We start from the raw sequence: 18,014 nt of genomic DNA on the forward strand, positions 1-18,014 counted from the left end.
TCAAGGTCAAGCGGCGGGACCAGGCGGTTCGAAGGTCAGGCGGCGGGACCAGGCGGTTCGGAGGTCAGGCGGCGGCACCGGGCCGGTTCGAAGGTCAGGCGGCGGCACCGGGCCGGTTCGCCCGACGGCCCCGCAGGTAGCGCACCCCCTTCACGGCCCCGACCCCGAACGCGAGCACGATCCCGCCGAGCCCGAGCACCCCGCTGCCCAGCAGGAGGCCGCTCGTGGCGGCCAGGAATCCGAAGGCTTCGAGGAAGTCCCACCGCGCCACGGCACGCGCCCCGGGATCGGGCAGGCGCATCCGGCGCAGGACGGAGAGGACGGAGAGGAGCTGAAGAAGCGCGATGACCGCGAACACCCAGCGGAGCGCGACAGGAAGGTCGACAGATATGTCCACGCCGGGAAATCTATGCGCCGAGCCATACCCGTCAGATGGACGCGAGGTGAACTCCTGCCCAATCCCCGGCGCACGGGTACCCGCCCCCGCCGCCCCGCCATACTGGACGCGGGGGTGGTCGGACATGGCGGAACGGCCTTTGTCTCGGCAGGAGTTGGTCCGGCGCAGGCGGCGCAGCGGCTTCGTGGGGCGGCGGGCCGAGATGGACGCCTTCCGGGAGAATCTCGCCCGCGATCCCGCCGCCGACGACTTCCGCTTCCTCTTCCACGTACGGGGCAACGCGGGCGTCGGCAAGACCTCGCTGCTGCGTCAGTGGGAGGAGCTGGCCCAGTCCCGGGGCGGGGCCGCCACCGCGTACGTCGACGACACCGTGCACAGCCCCGTCGAGGCCATGGAGGCCGTGGCCGAACGGTTCGGCCGGCAGGGCGCGGGCTTCCGCCGCTTCGCCAAGCAGCTGGAGACGTACCGGCAGCGGCTGCACGAGGCGCAGGGCGCGGCCGGTGGCCAGACGGGCCCTGAAGTCCCGAGCCCCGACGGCGAGTTGGCGCCGCCCTCGCCCTCCTCGACCGTCGCCGCGCAGGTCGGTCTCGTCGGGCTCGGCATGGTGCCCGGCCTCGGGGCGTTCGTCGGGGCCGTCGACCCGCAGCAGGTGGCGCAGGGCGCGGACCGGCTGCGGGCGGCGCTCGGGGCCCGGCTCCGGTCGCAGGACGACGTACGGCTCGTACTCGATCCGGTACGGACCCTGACCCCCGTCTTCCTGGAGGAGCTGGCCGAGGCGGCGCGCAAACGGCCCTGGCTGGTGCTGTTCTTCGACGTGTACGAACGGACCGGGCCCGCGCTCGACGAGTGGCTCCGCGACATCGCGTTCGACGAGGTGCACGGCGAACTGCCCGCGAACGTACAGCTCGTGCTGTCCGGACAGGGACGGCTGGACGCGCGCTGCTGGGGGGACTGGCTGGACCTGGTGGCGGAGGTGCCGTTGGAGGTGTTCACGGAGGAGGAGGCGAGGGCGCTCCTCGCGCTCCAGGGGATCGCGGACGAGCGGGTCGTGGAGGTCGTGCTGCGCCTGTCGGGAGGGCTGCCCGTGCTCGTGCACACCCTCGCCCAGGCGCGACCCGGCTCGGCGGAGGCGGTCGACGACCCGTCGGGGACGGCCGTGGAACGCTTCCTGAAGTGGGAGAACGACCCGGCGCGGCGGGAGGCGGCGCTCGCCTGCGCGCTGCCCTTGCAGTTCGACGAGGACGTCTTCCGGGCGGTGGTGCCTGCGGAGGCCGCCGAGGAGTACGGGTGGGTGCGGCGGCTGGCGTTCGTCACGGACCGGGGTGGTCGCTGCCGGTACCACGAGGTCGTACGGGCGCCGATGCTCCGGCACCAGCGCACCACCTCGCCCGCCCGCTGGCGGGAGGCGCAGGAGGCACTGGCGGCGCTGTTCCGGGCGGGGCGGGAACGGCGCGAGGAGGTGCTGGCGGAGGACGAGCGCTGGGGCGACGCGCAGTGGCGCGAGGAGCGGGCCGGGGAGACCTACCACCGGCTGTGCGCCGACCCGCTGCGGGCGCTGCCCGACGCGCTGGTCGAGGTGGCGGAGGCGTGCGAGCAGGGGGAGGGGGTGCTGCGGCGGTGGGTGCAGTTGCTGGTGAGGGCGGGGGAGGACGGAGGGGAGGAGGAGGTCGCGGCCTGGGGGTGGCGGCTGGCGGGCGGTGACCGTGCGGGGGTGCTGGACGAGCTGCTCGCGGGCCGGGGACTCGCCCCCGCCGGACGGGTGCGCGCCCACTGCATCTGCGGACTGCTGCATGCCCGCGCCGAGCGGTACGACGAGGCGCTGGCCGACTTCCGGGCGGCGGTCGCCCTGGACCCGGGGAGCGTGGACGGGTGGGAGGGCCTCGCGCGCACGCTGCTGGACGCCGGACGTACGGCCGAATCGCTGGCGGCGTGGGACGAGGTGGTGCGGGTGGCGCCGCAGGACGCCGACCACCTCACGTACCGGGGCTGGTTGAGGTTGCGGGAGGGGCTGCGGGACGAGGCGCTCGCCGACTTCGACCGGGCGGTCGAGCTGGACCCCCGCCAGGACTGGGCGTACGTCAACCGGGCCTTCCTGATGCGTGAACTGGGGCGGGCGCGCGAGGGGTTGGCGGACGCGGACCGGGCACTGGCCGTCGACCCGGGCTACCCGGGGGCCCACATGGAGCGCGGCCGCTGCCTGAAGGACCTGGATCGCTGGGACGAGGCCGAACGGGCGATGCGCCGGGCCGCCGACCGGGAGGAGGAGCGTGCCCAGGTCCCCTGGTGCCGGGTCTACCTGGCGGCGCTGCTGCTCGACTACGGCCGGTACGCGGACGCCCTCACGGAGATCGACCGGGCCCTGGCCCCGGAGGAGGGCGAACTCCGGGGCGCCGGCTGGCCGTACAGTCTCCGCGCCTGGGCGCTGTACGGGATCGGGGGCCGCGAGGCCGAGGCGCTGGCCGAGCTGAACCGGTCGGCGGAGATCGGCGACTGGGAAGTGCACACGTCCGCGATGCGCGGCTGGGTGGCTTGGCAGATGGATGAACTCGACCTGGCCGAAAGGGAGTTCACCCGCGTCCTGGAGCAGGAGCCGGACCGTCCGTGGTGCCTGGGCGGGCGTGCCGTCGTACGTGCCTACGCCGGACGCCACGAGGACGCGACCGCCGACCTGACCCTGGCCTTCGTCCGGCACTTGGGGCTTTCCGAGGCCGAGGCGGAGGAGGCGATCGCCCGCCCGGTGGTGGAACTGCTCCGCGAACACCTCCCCGCCGACCGCGCCGCAGTGACGGCCGCCGTCCGCCTCGTCGCCCTCTACACCGACCAGGTCCGCTGGCCCGGCCGTGCCGGACACGTGGCCTCGGTGCTGGCGCTGCGGCCCAGCCCACGCCTGATCGTCGGCGGAGTGGGGGTGCTGCGCAGGGCCGTGGCGGCGGTGGAGGCGGTGCAGGGCGGGGAACCCGCCGCCGACGGGCCGCGGCGCGGAGTCGCCTGGCGTCGCACCTGGACCCTGCGGGCGGTCGGGCCGCTGCTGCGCATCCTGGACAGGCTGCCGGGCGGGTAAGGAAACCTGTCGCACGGATCCCTCGACAAAAATACTTGTCGCACCTTGCTCGCGACAGCTACGCTTGTCGCATGGACGACATCGCGACCATCCCCACCCCCGGCAAGAATGACCCCACCTTCTGGTCCACCGTGACCGCCCAGGTCGAACCCGCCTGGGCCGAGCCCACCCTCGACGACTCGCTGGCCATGGACGACAAGGTCCTCGACGCCGTACGGGCCCTCGCCCAGCGCATCTCGACGCGTGCCACCGCCTACCGCGAGGCCGGGAAGGAGTTCGACCCCGTGCTGATGGCCGCGCCCGACGTGCAGCTGGCGGTGCTGCGGTCGCTGTACGAGGCCAAGCAGTCCGTCGACCGGCTCGCCGAGAGCGCCGCCACCGCCGCCGGGCGGACAGGCGCCTCGTACGTACAACTCGGCGCCGCCTGGGGCGGGTTGAAGCGGCAGTCCGCGCGGCTGAAGTGGCCCCACGCGGTCGTGAAGCGGACCTCGGGCGAGTCGATCCCGCTCGCCTACGCGGGAGGCGACGCCGTGATCCACCACGACCCCGACGCCGACGCCTGGTGGTACGCCGCCACCGGCGCGGACCGGCAGGAGGAGGAGTCGCCCGCCGTGTACGCCACCTCGGCGGAGGCCATCGCACGGGCGACGGAATTCCTGCTGGGGCACGCGGGCTAGCGAGCTGCCCCCGCCGGGAAGGTCCTCGCGCAACTCTCCTCGACCGTGTCCGCGAAGGACCTGGCCAGTGGCGGCAGCGCCTCCCAGCGGCGCACCGCCCAGCCGGTCCACAGCGGGGGCAGTTCGGGGAGCGGGATCAGGCGGCAGTGGGGGTGCGCGGGGCCGTGCCAGGCGGGCAGGTCGGGGACCACGGCGTGGCCCAGGCCGAGTTCGGCCAGCAGGATCGCCGTGTCCCAGTCCGCGACGCTGGTGTCCGAGGTCGGCTCGACTCCGGAGGCCGCGAACCAGGAGTCCAGCCGGGAGCGCGAAGTGGCGTTCTCGGGCAGGGCGATCAGGCGTACGTCCGCCAAGTCGGCCGTTCCGATACGGGACTTGGCCGCGAGAGGATCGTCGGCAGCGACGGCCAGCACCCACGGAAGCTCGACCACCGGCCGCTGCTCGATGCCCCGCACGGGCTCGCCCAGAGTGATCCACGCCAGGTCTTGGCCGCCCGCCAGGAGCGCGTCGAAGCAGGCGCGGCTGGAGGTCGCCGTTCTGAACTCCAGCCGTACGTCCGGGAATTGACGCCGGAAGTCGACCACCGCCTCCGACATGAAGTGCCGGACGGTCGTCGCGCCGGTGGTGATCCGTATCGAACCGCCCTCGCCGTGCACCAGCTCCTTGAGCTGGCGTACGGCGTTGTCGATGTCGCCGAGGCCGCCTGCCGCAGCGGCGTTGAGGAGCTGCCCGGCGGGGGTGGGCACCACGCCGCGCGGCAGGCGTTCCAGGAGGGAGAGGCCGGTCTCCCGCTCCAGACGCTTGACGTGCTGGCTCACCGCGGACTGCGTGCAGGACAGCTCGCGGGCGACGGCACTGAGGCTGCCGCTGCGGCACACGGCGACGAAGACGCGGAGGTCGTCGAGGGTCATGGAGGGTAAAGCTACAGCTTGGGGGTGGGCAAGAAAACCCTAGGATTGACTGGGAGTTGTCGGCGCGGGACGATCTCCACCAGGGCCCGAGGCGGCAACCCGGCCGGTCCCGAGCACTGTTCTAGACGGTGGGAGGGGCTTGCCGGGTGCCGACCGCCCGTGGATACCGAGGCGCGGAAAGCGAGTGGACGCCGATGGAAACAGAAGCCCGCCGACTCCTCCTCGACCTGGGGGCCGACACCCTGCCCCACCCCGGCGGCACCCTCCTCGCCCATCTCGACCGCGTACGGCAGCGGCTCGCGGACTGGGGGGCCCGGCCGGTGTTGCAGCTCGCCGGTCTCTGCCACGCCTGCTACGGCACCGACGGGTTCGGCCAGAGCCTCCAGCCGCCCGGCCATCGCGACCGCCTCCGGGCCGCGATCGGCCCCGAGGCCGAAGCCCTCGTCCACCTCTACGCGAGCTGCGACCGCCGGGCCACCTACCCCGGCTTCACCGACGACCCGGCCGCCACCTTCACGGACCGTTTCACCGGGCTCGCCCGCACCCTCACCCCCCAGGAGAAGCGGGACTTCGCCGAGCTGACCGCCGCCAACGAACTCGACCTCGCCGACACGGACCCGGCCTTCCGTGCCCGCCACGGGGCTCAACTCCTCGCCCTCTTCGAGCGGTTCGGCCCGCTGCTCAGCCTCGCCGCCCGGCAGGACTGCGGCACCGTGCTGGGGGCAGACGTACGAGCGGAGCAATGACCCGAACACCTCAAGTCTTCAATAATATTGGCAAGTTCATTGGCGAAACACGGGTAACCTGCCCCTTATGACCCCCACGCCCCGCACCGTCCTCGTCTCCGGCGCCAGCATTGCCGGTCCCGCCCTCGCCTTCTGGCTCCGCCGTCACGGACTGACCCCCACCGTCGTCGAACGCGCCCCCGAACTGCGCGGCGGCGGCCAGACCGTCGACCTGCGCGGCGCCGGGCGGACCGTCGTCCAGCGGATGGGCCTGGAGGATGCCGCACGCAAGCGCCTCACCCACGAGGCGGGCCTGCGCTTCGTCGACTCCCGCAACCGCACCCGCGCGAGCTTCGGTTCCGACTCCCTCGACGGCGAGGGCTTCGTCATCGAGCTGGAGATCCTGCGCGGCGAACTCGCCGACCTCCTCCACCAGGAGACCCGCAACGACACCGAGTACGTCTTCGACAACGAGATCACCGCTCTCCACGAGACGGCCGACGGCGTCCGGGCGTCCTTCCGGCAGGGCCCCGACCGCCACTTCGACCTCGTCGTCCTCGCCGACGGCTTCCGCTCCCGCACCCGCGATCTCGTCTTCGGCGACCGGGCCCGCACCCGCTCGCTCGGCCTGTGCACCGCCTACTTCACCATCCCCCGCGCCACCACCGACGGCCGCTGGGCCCGCTGGTACAACGCGCCCGGCCGCCGCGTGGTCCTCCTGCGCCCCGACAACCAGGGCACCACCCGCGCCTCCTTCTCCTTCCTGTCCCGCCCCGCCCCCGGCGCCGGCCCCGACCGCAGGACCCCCGCCCTCCAGCGGCTGCCCGCCGCCGCCCAGCAGGAGTTCCTGCGCCGTCACTACGCCGACGCCGGCTGGGAGACCCCGCGCGTGCTCGACGGCATGGCCGCCTCCCCGGACTTCCACTTCGAGGCGGTCGGGCAGATGCTCCTGCCCCGCTGGTCGCGCGGCCGGATCGCCGTCCTCGGCGACGCCGCCTACTGCGCGTCGCCGCTCAGCGGCATGGGCACGAGCCTCGCGCTGGTCGGCGCGTACGTCCTGGCGGGCGAACTCGCCCGGCACGCCGACCACCGCGTCGCGTTCCGCTCGTACGAGACGATCATGCGGCCGTACGTCGACCGGGCCCAGCGCGTCCCGAAGGCCGCGCCCTTCGTCGCGCACCCCAGGAGCCGGGCGGGCGTGGAGGTCCTGCGGACGCTCGCCGGGATCGCCGCGCACCCGAAGGTCAGCGGCCTCGCCGGACGGTTCACGAACCCGGCCGCCGACGCCGTCGACCTTCCGGACTACGGGGGAGGGGAGGCCTGAGCCCGTGAGGCCTCCCCTCCCCGCCTGCCCTACGCCAGTTCGGCGCGTACGGTCCGGGCCGCCGCGACCAGGTTCTCCAGGGACGCGCGCGTCTCCGGCCAGCCGCGGGTCTTCAGGCCGCAGTCCGGGTTGACCCACAGGCGCTGCGGCGGAATCGCCTCAAGTCCCTTGCGGAGCAGGGCCGCTGCCTCCTCGGCGGAGGGGATGCGGGGCGAGTGGATGTCGTAGACGCCGGGGCCGGCCTCGCGCGGATAGCCGTGCGAGGCCAGCTCGCGGGCGACCTGCATGTGCGAGCGGGCCGCCTCCAGGCTGATCACGTCCGCGTCCAGGTCGTCGATGGCCTGCACGATGTCGCCGAACTCGGCGTAGCACATGTGCGTGTGGATCTGGGTGTCCGGACGCACCCCGCTGGTGGTGAGCCGGAAGGATTCCGTTGCCCATTCCAGGTAGGCGGCATGGTCGGCGGTCCGCAGCGGGAGCGTCTCGCGCAGCGCGGGCTCGTCGACCTGGATGACCGAAGTCCCGGCCGCCTCGAGGTCGTTGATCTCGTCGCGCAGGGCGAGGGCGACCTGGCGGGCCGTGTCGCCGAGCGGCTGGTCGTCCCGTACGAAGGACCAGGCGAGCATGGTGACGGGGCCGGTCAGCATGCCCTTGACCGGACGGTCGGTGAGGGAGTTCGCGTACGAGATCCAGCGGACCGTCATCGGCTCCGGGCGCGAGATGTCACCGGCCAGGACCGGTGGGCGGACGTAGCGGGTGCCGTAGGACTGGACCCAGCCGTGCTGGGTGGCCAGGTAGCCCGTGAGCTGCTCGGCGAAGTACTGGACCATGTCGTTGCGTTCGGGCTCGCCGTGCACCAGGACGTCGATGCCCGCCTTCTCCTGGAAGGCCAGGACGTCGCGGATCTCGTTCTTGATGCGCTCCTCGTAGCCCGCCGTGTCGATGCGTCCGGCCCTCAAGTCGGCGCGGGCAGTGCGCAGTTCGGTGGTCTGCGGGAAGGAGCCGATCGTGGTGGTGGGCAGGAGCGGCAGGCCGAGTGCGGCGCGCTGGGCCTCGGTCCGCTGCTCGTACGGTGCCGAGCGGCGGCCGTCCGCGTCCGTCACGGCGTCGACCCGGGCCCGTACGGCGGGGTCGTGCGTGATGGGGGAGTTGGTGCGGGACGCCAAGTCGGCGCGGTTGCGGGCGAGGTCGGCGGTGATGCTGCCCGTGCCCTGGGCGAGGCCCTTGGCCAGGGTGACGATCTCGGCGGTCTTCTGCCGGGCGAAGGCGAGCCAGCGCAGCACCTGCGGGTCGATGTCGCGTTCGGCCGTCGCGTCGACGGGGACGTGCAGGAGAGAGCAGGAGGCCGCCACGTCGACCCGGTCGGCGAGGCCGAGGAGCGTGCCGAGGGTGGCGAGGGACTTCTCGTAGTCGTTGATCCAGATGTTGCGGCCGTTGACCACGCCCGCGACCAGCCGCTTGCCCGGCAGCCCGCCCACGGCGGCCAGCGCGTCCAGATTGGCGGCGGCAGGACCGGTGAAGTCCAGCGCCAGGCCCTCGACCGGGGCCTTGGCGAGCACGGGCAGGGCGTCGCCGAGCCGGTCGAAGTAGGAGGCGACGAGGAGTTGCGGCCGGTCGGTGAGTGCGCCGAGGTCGCGGTAGGCGCGGGCGGTGGCGTTCAGTTCGGCCGGGGTGCGGTCCTGGACCAGCGCGGGCTCGTCGAGCTGCACCCACTCGGCCCCGGCGGCCCGCAGGTCGGCCAGCACCTCGGCGTACACCGGCAGCAGCCGGTCGAGCAGCGTCAGCGGCTCGAAGTCGGCGGCGACCCCCGGGGCGGGCTTCGCCAGCAGGAGGTACGTGACCGGACCGACCAGCACCGGGCGCGCGGCGAGCCCCAGCGCGAGGGCCTCCTTCAGCTCGCCGACCTGCTTGGTGGAGTCGGCAGTGAAGACAGTGTCCGGGCCCAACTCTGGGACAAGATAGTGGTAGTTGGTGTCGAACCACTTGGTCATCTCCAGGGGTGCCACGTCCTGGTTGCCGCGCGCCATGGCGAAGTACCCGTCGAGGGAGTCGGCGTCGACGGCCTGGCGGTGGCGGGCGGGGACGGCGCCGACCATCACGCTGGTGTCCAGCACGTGGTCGTAGTACGAGAAGTCGCCGGTCGGCACCTCGTGGAGGCCGGCTGCGGCCAACTGCTCCCAGTTGGTGCGGCGCAGACCGGCCGCGGTCTCCTTCAGGGCGTCGGCGGTGACCCGGCCCTTCCAGTAGCCCTCGACCGCCTTCTTCAGCTCCCGGTTGCCGCCCTGGCGGGGGTAGCCGTACACGGTGGCGCGTGCTGCCGCGGCTGCGGACTTCGGTGTCACGGAAATCTCCTTCGCGAGATGACTCCTGAGCACCCCGGCAACGGGACGCGGACGCGAAGGGATGACGAAACCGGGCGGATATCCAAAAAAGGAGTGCGCGCGACGGGCGCGGTCCTCCGCCTGATGTGTACGCCGACCCGCCCACGAGGTCACCGGGATGTCCGCACGCGAACGGTCGCGTGCGGGCAACGGGCAGGTCTTCGGACTCGCGGGCACTTCTGCCGGGGGCAGATCTCCTACTGGCCGTCGCTTCCCAGATCCCTGCGGACCCAGTGCGTATGACGGCGGTCGTTCCCACTCACCGCTGCGGGGCAGTCCCGGATTCCCACCGGGTTCCCTCTTGCGACGCCGCTGCCTGGCGGGCAGGGCGAACCAGTTGCACCGGCCACCATAGGGGGCGGGAGCGGTGCACCGTAACCGGAGTTCACATTCCGGACCGTGAAATGGGACACGGGGGTGCCCCCTGTCGAGCGGGTGCACCCCCGTTCCGGCCGGTACGGTCAGCGGCGGCCGAGGCTCCGGTCCAGTGCCCGGTACAGCTCGCCGTCCGCGGTGTCCGCGTCCAGCGACCAGGCCATCACGCCGCCCAGGCCCCGGGCCCGTACGTACGTGCCCTTGGTGGCGAGGGCGATCGGATCGTCGTACGTCCACAGGGTCGAGCCGTCGAACAGCCACGCGTGACCGGCCAGCAGGTCCCGGTGGACCGTGAACTTCCCCTGCTGGACAAGGGGCTTGAGCTCCTTGTAGTCCGCGTACCCGGCCGCCCACTTGGCGGGCGCGGGGCCGGTGGCGGGCTTGCCGAGGCCGTTGCCGCCGCCGGTGACGCCGGTCCAGCCCTGACCGTAGAACGGCATGCCGACGACCAGCTTGCGGGCGGGGGCGCCGCGCTTCAGCCAGGACTCGACCGTGCCGTGCACGCTGAAGTCGTTCCGGGCGAAGAGCGCCGACTGCTGGGCGGTCTTCTTCTCGCCGCTGACGTGGAAGTCGTAACCCTGGAGGTTGACGAAGTCGAAGTCCTTCATGATCTTGCGGACCTCGAAGCCCGCGTCGATCTTCGCGTCGGCGGTCGGGACGAAGGCCGACAGCTCGTAGTGCGTGCGCTTCTGCCTGCCGAGCGCGTCGAGCTGGGTGCGGAACTCCTTGACCAGCGCGGTGAAGTTCTGCTTGTCCTCGGGGCGGTAGACGGTGTCCGTGTCGCCCTCGGAGCCGGGCCACTCCCAGTCGAGGTCGATGCCGTCGAAGACGCCCTCGGCCGAGCCGTCGCCGCCGCGCACGCCGTCCTTGGGCAGGTTGCCCTTGATGTACAGGTCGATGCAGGAGGTGACGAGGGCCTTGCGGGAGGCGGGGGTGAGGGCGGCGTCGGAGAAGTTGGTCGACCAGCTCCAACCGCCCAGCGAGATCATGGCCTTGAGGCCCTTGTGCTTGGCCTTCAACTCCTTGATCTGGTTGAAGTTCCCGGCGAGGGCCTGGGTGTCGGTGTCGGCCACGCCGTCGACGGAGTTGGCGGCGTCCAGCGGGCGCTGGTAGTCGGCCCACGGGTCGCTCTCGCCCGGGGATGGCGTGAGGAAGCACTTGCCGCTCTTGTCGACGTTGCCGAAGGCGTAGTTGAGGTGGGTGAGGCGGGCCGCGGTGCCGTTGGCGTCCAGGTCCTGGACCTGGAAGTCGCGGCCGTAGACGCCCCATTGGGTGAAGTAGCCGACCCGGCGCAGGGAGGGGCGGTCGCCGTCCTGGGCCTTCTGTTCCGCCTTCGCGGCGGCTGATGGGGCTGCGGAGGCGGTGGGGGCCAGTGTGGCGAGGAGCGAAGTGACGCAGGCGGCGGCTACGAGAGCCGACCCTTTCAGGAGTCTTCGTCGCATGTGCGGACGCTATTGGTCTGGACCATGCAGGGTCAAGGGGTGACGAGGCCCAACTCGTAGGCCGTGATCACCAGTTGGACCCTGTCGCGTGCGTCCAGCTTGGTGAACAGGCGCGACACATGTGTCTTGGCGGTGGCGGCCGAGATGAAGAGGTCCTCCGCGATCTCCGTGTTCGACCGGCCGAGCCCGACCAGCGTCAGCACCTCGCGTTCGCGTTCGGTGAGACCGTCGGGCGGGCGCGGGGCCCGCTTCGGGGCGACGGGTTCGGGGCGGGCGGCGAAGTCCGCGATCAGGCGGCGGGTCACGCCCGGTGCGATCAGGGCGTCCCCGGCGGCGACCACACGAACCGCCGCGAGGATGTCGTTCAGCGCCATGTCCTTGACCACGAAGCCGCTCGCGCCCGCCCGCAGGGCCCCGTACACGTGCTCGTCCTCGTCGAAGGTGGTCAGCACGAGGACCCGGGCGGTCGTCGGCCCGGCGGTGATCAGGCGGGTGGCCTCGATGCCGTCCATGCCGGGCATCCGGACGTCCATCACGACGACGTCCGGGCTCAACTCGCCGGTCAGCCGCACCGCTTCGGCCCCGGAAGCGGCCTCGCCGACCACCTCCAGGTCGGGGTGCTCGGCCATCACCATGCTCAGCCCGGAACGCACCAGGGGCTGGTCGTCGGCGAGGAGGATGCGTACGGTCATCGCCTGTCCGCCCCAACGGGCAGCGGCAGTACGGCACTTACCCGGAAACCGCCCCCGGGGCGCGGGCCCGTCTCCAGGTGTCCGTTCAGCATCCCGACGCGCTCGCGCATCCCGATCAGCCCGAAGCCGTGCGGCGAGCCGGGGCCCGTACCGCCGCGACCGCCGTCGACGACCTCCACCGTCAGCTCCCCGTTCCCGAAGTCCACGGCCACCCGGCAGCGCCCGGTGCCCGCATGGCGGACCACGTTGGTCAACGCCTCCTGAACGATACGGTAGGCGCAAAGATCCAGGTCAGCGGGGAGAGGGCGGGGGTCCCCGGTGTGGTGCAGGTCGACCCGTACCCCTGCGTCGGCAGTGGCCGCCACGAGCTGCGCGAGGTCCGCGAGACCCGGCGCGGCCTGCTGCGAGGAGGGCGCGGCGGGGTCGGCCCGGCGGAGCGCCACCAGGGTGCGGCGCAACCCGGCGAGAGTGTCCCGGCTGGTCGTCTCGATGGTCCGCAGCGCCTCCTCGGCGGCCTCCGGACGGGACCGGATGACCTGACTGCCCGCGCCCGCCTGGATGGCGATGATGCCGATGCTGTGCGCGACCATGTCGTGCAACTCCCTTGCGATGCGCAGCCGTTCGGCGGTCACCGCCTCGGCCACCTCCTGCGCGCGCAGCGCCACCGCGTGCTCGCGGCGCTCGCGCAGCAGCAGGCCGGCCATGACACACGCGGCCAGCACCAGGAAGACGACGACGGCGTGCACGACCAGGCCCGCGCCCCCGGCGAAGCCGCCGACCATCAGGAGCTGCGCGACGAGGGCCGAGCCGGCGGCCACCGCCGCGGTCCGCCGACGAGCGCACGTGGCGACGAGGAGGCTCAGGACGAGGTCGGCCGGCAGGTACGACAGGAACTCGCCGTGGTACGAGAAGACCGCGCCCGCGCCGGGCGGCCTCGGGGCGCCCGCGACGACCAGGCTCGCCCCGAGCAGGGTCGTGGCCAGGGCGGCAAGGGGGTTGCGGCGCACCACCCCGACGAGCAGGGGCGCGGCCGCCGCCGCGGCGAGGCCCTGCACCGTGGGGGACGTACCCGCGCTGCCGCCGACGAGGAGGCCGACGGCGAGTACGTACAGGATGCTTCCCAGCCAGGCGAAGGGCTTTGTGCCGGTGAGGCCGGTCGGGCCGGGGGCGTGTGCGGGGTGGGTCATCGCGGGGACCCGGCGGGGAGGCGGAAGGCGGGGACGTACAGGATCCCGGCCGGCCGGACGGCAGCCGTGGTGCCGGTGAGGCTTGCGGTACGGATGCTGCCGGTCGTGCTCATGGTGCGGGCGGGCCCTGCCGTGTGCGTGACGTGGCTGGTCCCAGTCGTGTAGGTGACGTGGCCGGGCCCTGCCGTATGCGTGGCGCGGCTGGTCCCTGTCGTGTACGTGACGTGGCCGGGCCCCGCAGTGCGCGTGGTCCGCGCGGCGTCCGTCATCGGAGGCGCGTCCGAAGGCGGGCGGCGCGGGACGGGAGGCTCGCCCGGAGGCGGGCGGCGCGGGACGGGAGGTGCGCCCACGGGCGGTTGGCGCGGGAAGGCGCGCAGGTGGGCGGCGGTGCGACGGTCATGTGGGGAGACTAGACCGGCCGTTCCCGCCGGACATCACCCCGGGGATGTACACCCCCGGGGTGAACCGGCCGCCCGATTGTCATCCCCGGCACCATGAACCGGGCGCCGCGCCCCGGCACCGTGGGTCACGTGATCGAAGTCAACGAACTCACCAAGCGCTACGGCGACAAGACCGCCGTCGACCGCCTGTCCTTCACCGTCAGGCCCGGCCGCGTCACCGGATTCCTCGGCCCCAACGGGGCGGGCAAGACCACCACCCTGCGCATGATCCTCGGCCTGGAGGCCCCCACCACGGGCACCACCGCCGTCGGCGGTGTCCCCTTCCGCAGCCACGCCCGCGGGCTGCGGCACGTCGGCGCACTCCTGGACGCCCACCAGGTGCACGGCGGCCGCACCGCCCGTGCCCACCTCGCCGCCCTCGCCCGCAGCAACGGCCTTCCGGTCAGGCGGGTCGCGGAGGTGCTCGACGAGGTGGGGCTCACGGACGCGGCGGGCCGCCGCATCGGCGGGTTCTCCCTCGGCATGAAGCAGCGGTTGGGGGTGGCGACCGCGCTGCTCGGCGACCCGCCGGTGCTGATGTTCGACGAGCCGGTCAACGGGATGGACCCGGAAGGGGTGCTCTGGATGCGGCATCTGTTCCGGCGGCTGGCCGCCGAGGGTCGCACGGTCTTCCTCTCCAGCCACCTCATGTCGGAGATGGAGAACACCGCCGACGACCTCGTGGTCATCGGCCGGGGCCGGCTCATCGCCGCCGAGCCGCTGCGGGAGTTCGCCGCCCGCAGCGCCGGGCTCGGCGTCGTGGTCGCCACGCCGCAGGCCGCCGAGCTGACGGGGGTGCTCACCGCTGCGGGGGCGTCCGTGGAGCCATCGGCCGACGCGGGCCGCCTGACCGTCACCGGCCTGCCCGCCGACCGTATCGGAGCACTCGCGCTCGACCACCGCATCGCCCTGACCGAACTCACCACCCGCACCGCCTCGTTGGAGGAGGCGTTCATGGAACTGACCGCCGACAGCGTCGAATACCTGGCAGGACGGCCCCGATGACGACCACGCTCACCACTTCCCCCGCACAGACCTCGCCGACCCGGCCCGAGCCGCCCGCCCGCTTCGGCGACCTGCTGGCCGCCGAGTGGATCCGTATGCGGACCCTGCGGTCCACCCCGTGGACGATCGGGTGCGTGGTCCTGTTCGTCGTCGGTTCGGCCGCCGCGGCGGCGCTCGTCTACGTACGCAGCCTCTCCGACGTCCCCAACGGCTACCTGGCCGCGCGGGAACCGTACGAGTACCTGCCCTTCACGGCCTTCCCGCCGCCCGGTTTCATGACGCTGATGCTCGTCGCCGCCACCCTCGGGGCGGTGACCGTCGTCAGCGAGTACGGCAGCGGGCTCGTCCGCACCCTCACCGTGGCCGTGCCCGCGCGCGGCTCCGTGGTGCTGGCGAAGGCGGTCGTCACCGCCGCGCTGTGGACGGCGGTCGGGACCGTGATCTCCCTCGGCTGCTTCCTGGCCTCGCAGGCGGTGCTCGACACCAAGGGGGCAGGGGTCGGGATCACTCATCCCGGGGTGCTGCGGGGGCTGGTGGTGTCCGCGCTGCTGCCGGCGGTGTGCGCGCTGGTCGGGCTGGGGCTCGGGGTGCTCATCCGGCACACCGCGGGGACCGTGCTCGCCGGGGCCCTGCTGCTGACGCTGCTGCCCCTGCTGATCTCGCCGAGCGCGTCCTGGTCCGCGCCCCTGCACCACGCGACGCTTTTCTCCGCGTGGAAGCGCCTGGTGCAGACATGGGGGCCGTCGCCGGACACGCTCGTACCGATGGCGTCGGTGCCGGGTTCGTGGCTCGCGTATGCGCTCTGGCCGCTGGCGGCGGTCGCGCTCGCGGTGGTCGTCGTACGCCGCAGGGACGTCTGAGCGCTCCGGGAACCGGGCTGGCTGAGCGCCCCGGGACCCGGGCCGTCAAGACCCGGGCTGTCCGGGCGCCCCGGGACCCGGGCCGTCGAGCGTTCGTACGAAGCGACAACCGCCTGATGAGAAGATGTGCCGCATGGCAGGTTCTGAAGGCTTCGAGCCCGAGTCGGATCGGGTCACCCGGCAGTTGCGCGACGACATCCTCGACGGTGTGCGCCCGCCCGGCAGCAAGCTCGTCGAGCGCGAACTGGCCGCCGAACTCGGGGTGAGCCGGCTGCCGATCCGCGACGCGCTCAAGGCGCTGGTGAACGAGGGGCTGGTGACGCCCAGGCCGCGCACCTGGGCGGTGGTGCGGGAGTTCACCCCCACCGACATCGCCGACATCGACGAAGTGCGGTCCGCGCTGGACACGTTGACCTTCCGGCTGGCCGCCCAGCGACGTACCCGCGAAGGCCTCGCGAAGCTGCGCGCGGACCTGGACGCGGAGTTCGAGGCGGCCCGGCGGGGCGACGCGGTCACCGCGCGGCGGGCCGCCGCCGACTTCCACCAGACGGCGACCTCGCTCGCCGCGAACGACCTGCTCAGCGAGTTGGAGAGCACGCTGCGCAGCCGCCTGCGCTGGCTCCAGGTGCGGCACGACGACCTGCTGGACGTCGCGCGCGAGCACGAGGGGCTGTACGACGCGATCGCGGCCCGGGACGTGCCGCGCGTGGAGGAACTGATCGCCAAGCACCTGGAGTCGGGGCGGAACTCGGCGGCGGCGCATCTGCGGGGGGCGAAGGAGGAGTAGACCGCCGGAGTTCTGGTGGGTGAGGGCGGGTCGCCGGAGGGCGGCCCGCCCTTTCGCATCCCGAGCCCAACGCATTTGGTATCCCATTTCTTCACGTGAATCTCTTGACTGCCCCAGCTGGACGGCCGTAGCGTCCCCGTCACTTGCTTCGGTACCTCGGTTTCGTATACCGAAATCGCTGAGAAGGGTGGCTGGTGTGACCACAGCTCAGGACGCATTGCACACGGCGGGCGCAGCGGCGCCCTCCGCCGGCCAGGGCCCGAGCGACGCACCCCCGGGCACCAGCCCCCGTCTCTACAGCCCCGACCTCGCCCCGACGAAGAAGGCGGGCCGCAGCTGGGGCGGCTACAACGTCTTCACCCTGTGGGCCAACGACGTGCACAGCCTCGGCAACTACGCCTTCGCGATCGGCCTGTTCGCGCTCGGGATGAGCGTGTGGGACATCCTGGTGGCCTTCGTCCTGGCCTCCGTCTTCCTCTTCGTACTGCTCAGCCTGTCCGGTTACATGGGCTCCAAGACGGGCGTGCCGTTCCCGGTGATGAGCCGCATCTCCTTCGGCATCCGGGGCGCGCAACTGCCCGCCGTGATCCGGGGCGGCGTTGCCGTCGCCTGGTTCGGCATCCAGACGTACCTGGCCTCGTCGGTGCTCTCCGCACTGCTCATGACGCTGATACCGGGCCTGAAGAGCTGGCAGGACAGCTCCTTCCTCGGCCTCTCCGCGCTGGGCTGGCTGTCCTTCCTCCTGCTGTGGGTCGTCCAGGTCCTGATCGTCAGTTACGGGATGGACGTCATCCGGAAGTACATCGCGGTGGCCGCGCCCGCCGTGCTGATCACGATGCTGGCGCTCGCGGTGTGGATGTTCGCCAAGGCGGACTGGACGATCGCCGTGCACGCCGGGAATCCGTACGAGGGCACCGACCGCTTCGTGCACATCCTGGAGGCGGCGGCGCTCTGGGTCGTCATCTACGGCACCTTCGTCCTCAACTTCTGCGACTTCACGCGCTCGGCGAAGAGCAACCGCTCGGTGCTGGTGGGGAACCTGATCGGCATCCCGGTCAACATGCTCTTCTTCGCGGGCATCGTGGTGGTGCTGAGCGGTGCGCAGTTCGAACTGAACGGCAAGGTGATCGCGAGCCCGGCGGACATCGTCCAGGCCATCCCGAGCACGCTCCTCCTCGTCCTGGCCTCCCTGGCCCTGATCCTCCTGACGATCGCCGTCAACCTCATGGCGAACTTCGTCGCCCCCGTCTACACCCTCGTCAACCTCTTCCCGCAGAAGCTGAACTTCCGGCGGGCGGGCATCGTGAGCGCGGTCCTCGGGCTGGTCATCCTCCCCTGGAACCTCTACAACAGCCCGGTCGTCGTCGAATACTTCCTCGGCGGACTCGGGGCGCTGCTCGGCCCGGTCTTCGGCATCGTCATGGCCGACTACTGGCTGGTGCGCCGGACCCGGATCAACGTCCCCGACCTCTACACCGAGGACCCGTCGGCCACGTACGCCTACCGGGGCGGCGTCAACCCGCGCGCCGTGATCGCCCTCGTCCCGACCGCCGCGATCGCCGTGGCCGTCGCCTTCGTCCCGTACTTCTCGGGGATCTCGGGCTTCTCCTGGTTCATCGGAACGGTGCTGGCGGGCCTGCTGTACGGGATCCTGCCGGGCCGGGGCGCACGCCCCACGGAGTACGTCGACGCGGACGGCGAGGCCATCGCGGTACCGAGCGCGTGAACCCTTTCGTCGCCCCTCTCAGAGAAG

At 72.4% G+C, this 18,014-nt stretch carries 14 protein-coding genes and 1 riboswitch; of the genes, 8 read left to right on the top strand and 6 right to left on the bottom strand.

The annotated features are described in order from the left end of the window. Positions 1-94: 94 nt before the first annotated feature. Complete coding sequence (locus IE269_RS25405) at positions 95-397, bottom strand: hypothetical protein (RefSeq protein WP_189825469.1); 303 nt, start codon at positions 395-397, stop codon at positions 95-97. A gap of 124 nt (positions 398-521) precedes the next feature. Here IE269_RS25405 and IE269_RS25410 point away from each other — a divergent pair, with 124 nt between their 5' ends. Then, complete coding sequence (locus tag IE269_RS25410; RefSeq protein ID WP_189825470.1) at positions 522-3,458, top strand: tetratricopeptide repeat protein; 2,937 nt, start codon at positions 522-524, stop codon at positions 3,456-3,458. A gap of 71 nt (positions 3,459-3,529) precedes the next feature. Further along, on the top strand, positions 3,530-4,135 hold the full coding sequence (locus tag IE269_RS25415) for a hypothetical protein (RefSeq protein ID WP_189825471.1): 606 nt from the start codon (positions 3,530-3,532) through the stop codon (positions 4,133-4,135). Here IE269_RS25415 and IE269_RS25420 read toward each other — a convergent pair. After that, a complete protein-coding gene (locus tag IE269_RS25420; protein ID WP_189825472.1) occupies positions 4,132-5,043 on the bottom strand; it encodes a LysR family transcriptional regulator in 912 nt (303 codons plus the stop codon). The two genes, IE269_RS25415 and IE269_RS25420, sit on opposite strands and share 4 nt — an antisense overlap. Before the next feature lie 194 nt (positions 5,044-5,237). On the opposite strand from IE269_RS25420, the gene IE269_RS25425 reads away from it, so the two are divergent. Beyond that, positions 5,238-5,789 (top strand): DUF6817 domain-containing protein, encoded by a 552-nt coding sequence (locus IE269_RS25425; RefSeq protein WP_189825473.1) that lies wholly within the window; start codon positions 5,238-5,240, stop codon positions 5,787-5,789. Between the two features lie 67 nt (positions 5,790-5,856). After that, positions 5,857-7,092: an FAD-dependent monooxygenase gene (locus tag IE269_RS25430; protein WP_189825474.1), complete on the top strand. Its 1,236-nt coding sequence runs from the start codon at positions 5,857-5,859 to the stop codon at positions 7,090-7,092. A 29-nt stretch (positions 7,093-7,121) separates the two neighbouring features. On the opposite strand, the gene metE is transcribed toward IE269_RS25430, so the two are convergent. The 4 genes from metE to IE269_RS25450 form a co-directional block, all read right to left on the bottom strand. Continuing rightward, positions 7,122-9,434, bottom strand: a complete 2,313-nt coding sequence (gene metE, locus IE269_RS25435; protein ID WP_189825475.1) for a 5-methyltetrahydropteroyltriglutamate--homocysteine S-methyltransferase — start codon at positions 9,432-9,434, stop codon at positions 7,122-7,124. Positions 9,435-9,608: 174 nt separating this feature from the next. After that, a riboswitch (cobalamin riboswitch) is annotated at positions 9,609-9,826 on the bottom strand. A gap of 108 nt (positions 9,827-9,934) precedes the next feature. Continuing rightward, a complete protein-coding gene (locus tag IE269_RS25440; protein ID WP_189825476.1) occupies positions 9,935-11,290 on the bottom strand; it encodes a glycoside hydrolase family 18 protein in 1,356 nt (451 codons plus the stop codon). A 32-nt stretch (positions 11,291-11,322) separates the two neighbouring features. Further along, positions 11,323-11,982 carry a response regulator gene (locus IE269_RS25445; protein ID WP_189825477.1) on the bottom strand — a complete coding sequence of 220 codons (660 nt, stop codon included), beginning with the start codon at positions 11,980-11,982 and terminating at the stop codon, positions 11,323-11,325. After that, positions 11,979-13,169: a sensor histidine kinase gene (locus tag IE269_RS25450; RefSeq protein ID WP_189825478.1), complete on the bottom strand. Its 1,191-nt coding sequence runs from the start codon at positions 13,167-13,169 to the stop codon at positions 11,979-11,981. Before IE269_RS25450 ends, IE269_RS25445 begins: the two co-directional genes overlap by 4 nt. A gap of 530 nt (positions 13,170-13,699) precedes the next feature. Between IE269_RS25450 and IE269_RS25455 the strand changes: the two genes are divergently transcribed. The 4 genes from IE269_RS25455 (at position 13,700) to IE269_RS25470 (ending at position 17,987) form a co-directional block, all read left to right on the top strand. Further along, a complete protein-coding gene (locus IE269_RS25455) occupies positions 13,700-14,614 on the top strand; it encodes an ATP-binding cassette domain-containing protein (RefSeq protein WP_189825479.1) in 915 nt (304 codons plus the stop codon). After that, on the top strand, positions 14,611-15,474 hold the full coding sequence (locus tag IE269_RS25460; RefSeq protein ID WP_189825480.1) for an ABC-2 transporter permease: 864 nt from the start codon (positions 14,611-14,613) through the stop codon (positions 15,472-15,474). Before IE269_RS25455 ends, IE269_RS25460 begins: the two co-directional genes overlap by 4 nt. A 133-nt stretch (positions 15,475-15,607) precedes the next feature. Continuing rightward, entirely contained in the window at positions 15,608-16,261 is a 654-nt protein-coding gene (locus tag IE269_RS25465) for a GntR family transcriptional regulator (RefSeq protein ID WP_189825481.1), read from the top strand. A 196-nt stretch (positions 16,262-16,457) separates the two neighbouring features. Continuing rightward, the gene (locus IE269_RS25470; RefSeq protein WP_229898208.1) at positions 16,458-17,987 is read left to right on the top strand and encodes an NCS1 family nucleobase:cation symporter-1; all 1,530 of its coding nucleotides are present in this window, start codon (positions 16,458-16,460) and stop codon (positions 17,985-17,987) included. Positions 17,988-18,014 lie beyond the last annotated feature (27 nt).

Source organism: Streptomyces spiroverticillatus (assembly GCA_014650415.1).
In the GTDB taxonomy this organism is placed as follows: Bacteria; Actinomycetota; Actinomycetes; order Streptomycetales; family Streptomycetaceae; genus Streptomyces; species Streptomyces spiroverticillatus.

Coding starts and splice junctions, on each gene's coding strand:
- IE269_RS25420 (WP_189825472.1), bottom strand. CDS start 5,043: ATGACCCTCGACGACCTCCGCGTCTTCGTCGCCGTGTGCCGCAGCGGC.
- IE269_RS25440 (WP_189825476.1), bottom strand. CDS start 11,290: ATGCGACGAAGACTCCTGAAAGGGTCGGCTCTCGTAGCCGCCGCCTGC.
- IE269_RS25445 (WP_189825477.1), bottom strand. CDS start 11,982: ATGACCGTACGCATCCTCCTCGCCGACGACCAGCCCCTGGTGCGTTCC.
- IE269_RS25450 (WP_189825478.1), bottom strand. CDS start 13,169: ATGACCCACCCCGCACACGCCCCCGGCCCGACCGGCCTCACCGGCACA.
- IE269_RS25410 (WP_189825470.1), top strand. CDS start 522: ATGGCGGAACGGCCTTTGTCTCGGCAGGAGTTGGTCCGGCGCAGGCGG.
- IE269_RS25425 (WP_189825473.1), top strand. CDS start 5,238: ATGGAAACAGAAGCCCGCCGACTCCTCCTCGACCTGGGGGCCGACACC.
- IE269_RS25465 (WP_189825481.1), top strand. CDS start 15,608: ATGGCAGGTTCTGAAGGCTTCGAGCCCGAGTCGGATCGGGTCACCCGG.
- IE269_RS25430 (WP_189825474.1), top strand. CDS start 5,857: ATGACCCCCACGCCCCGCACCGTCCTCGTCTCCGGCGCCAGCATTGCC.
- IE269_RS25415 (WP_189825471.1), top strand. CDS start 3,530: ATGGACGACATCGCGACCATCCCCACCCCCGGCAAGAATGACCCCACC.
- IE269_RS25460 (WP_189825480.1), top strand. CDS start 14,611: ATGACGACCACGCTCACCACTTCCCCCGCACAGACCTCGCCGACCCGG.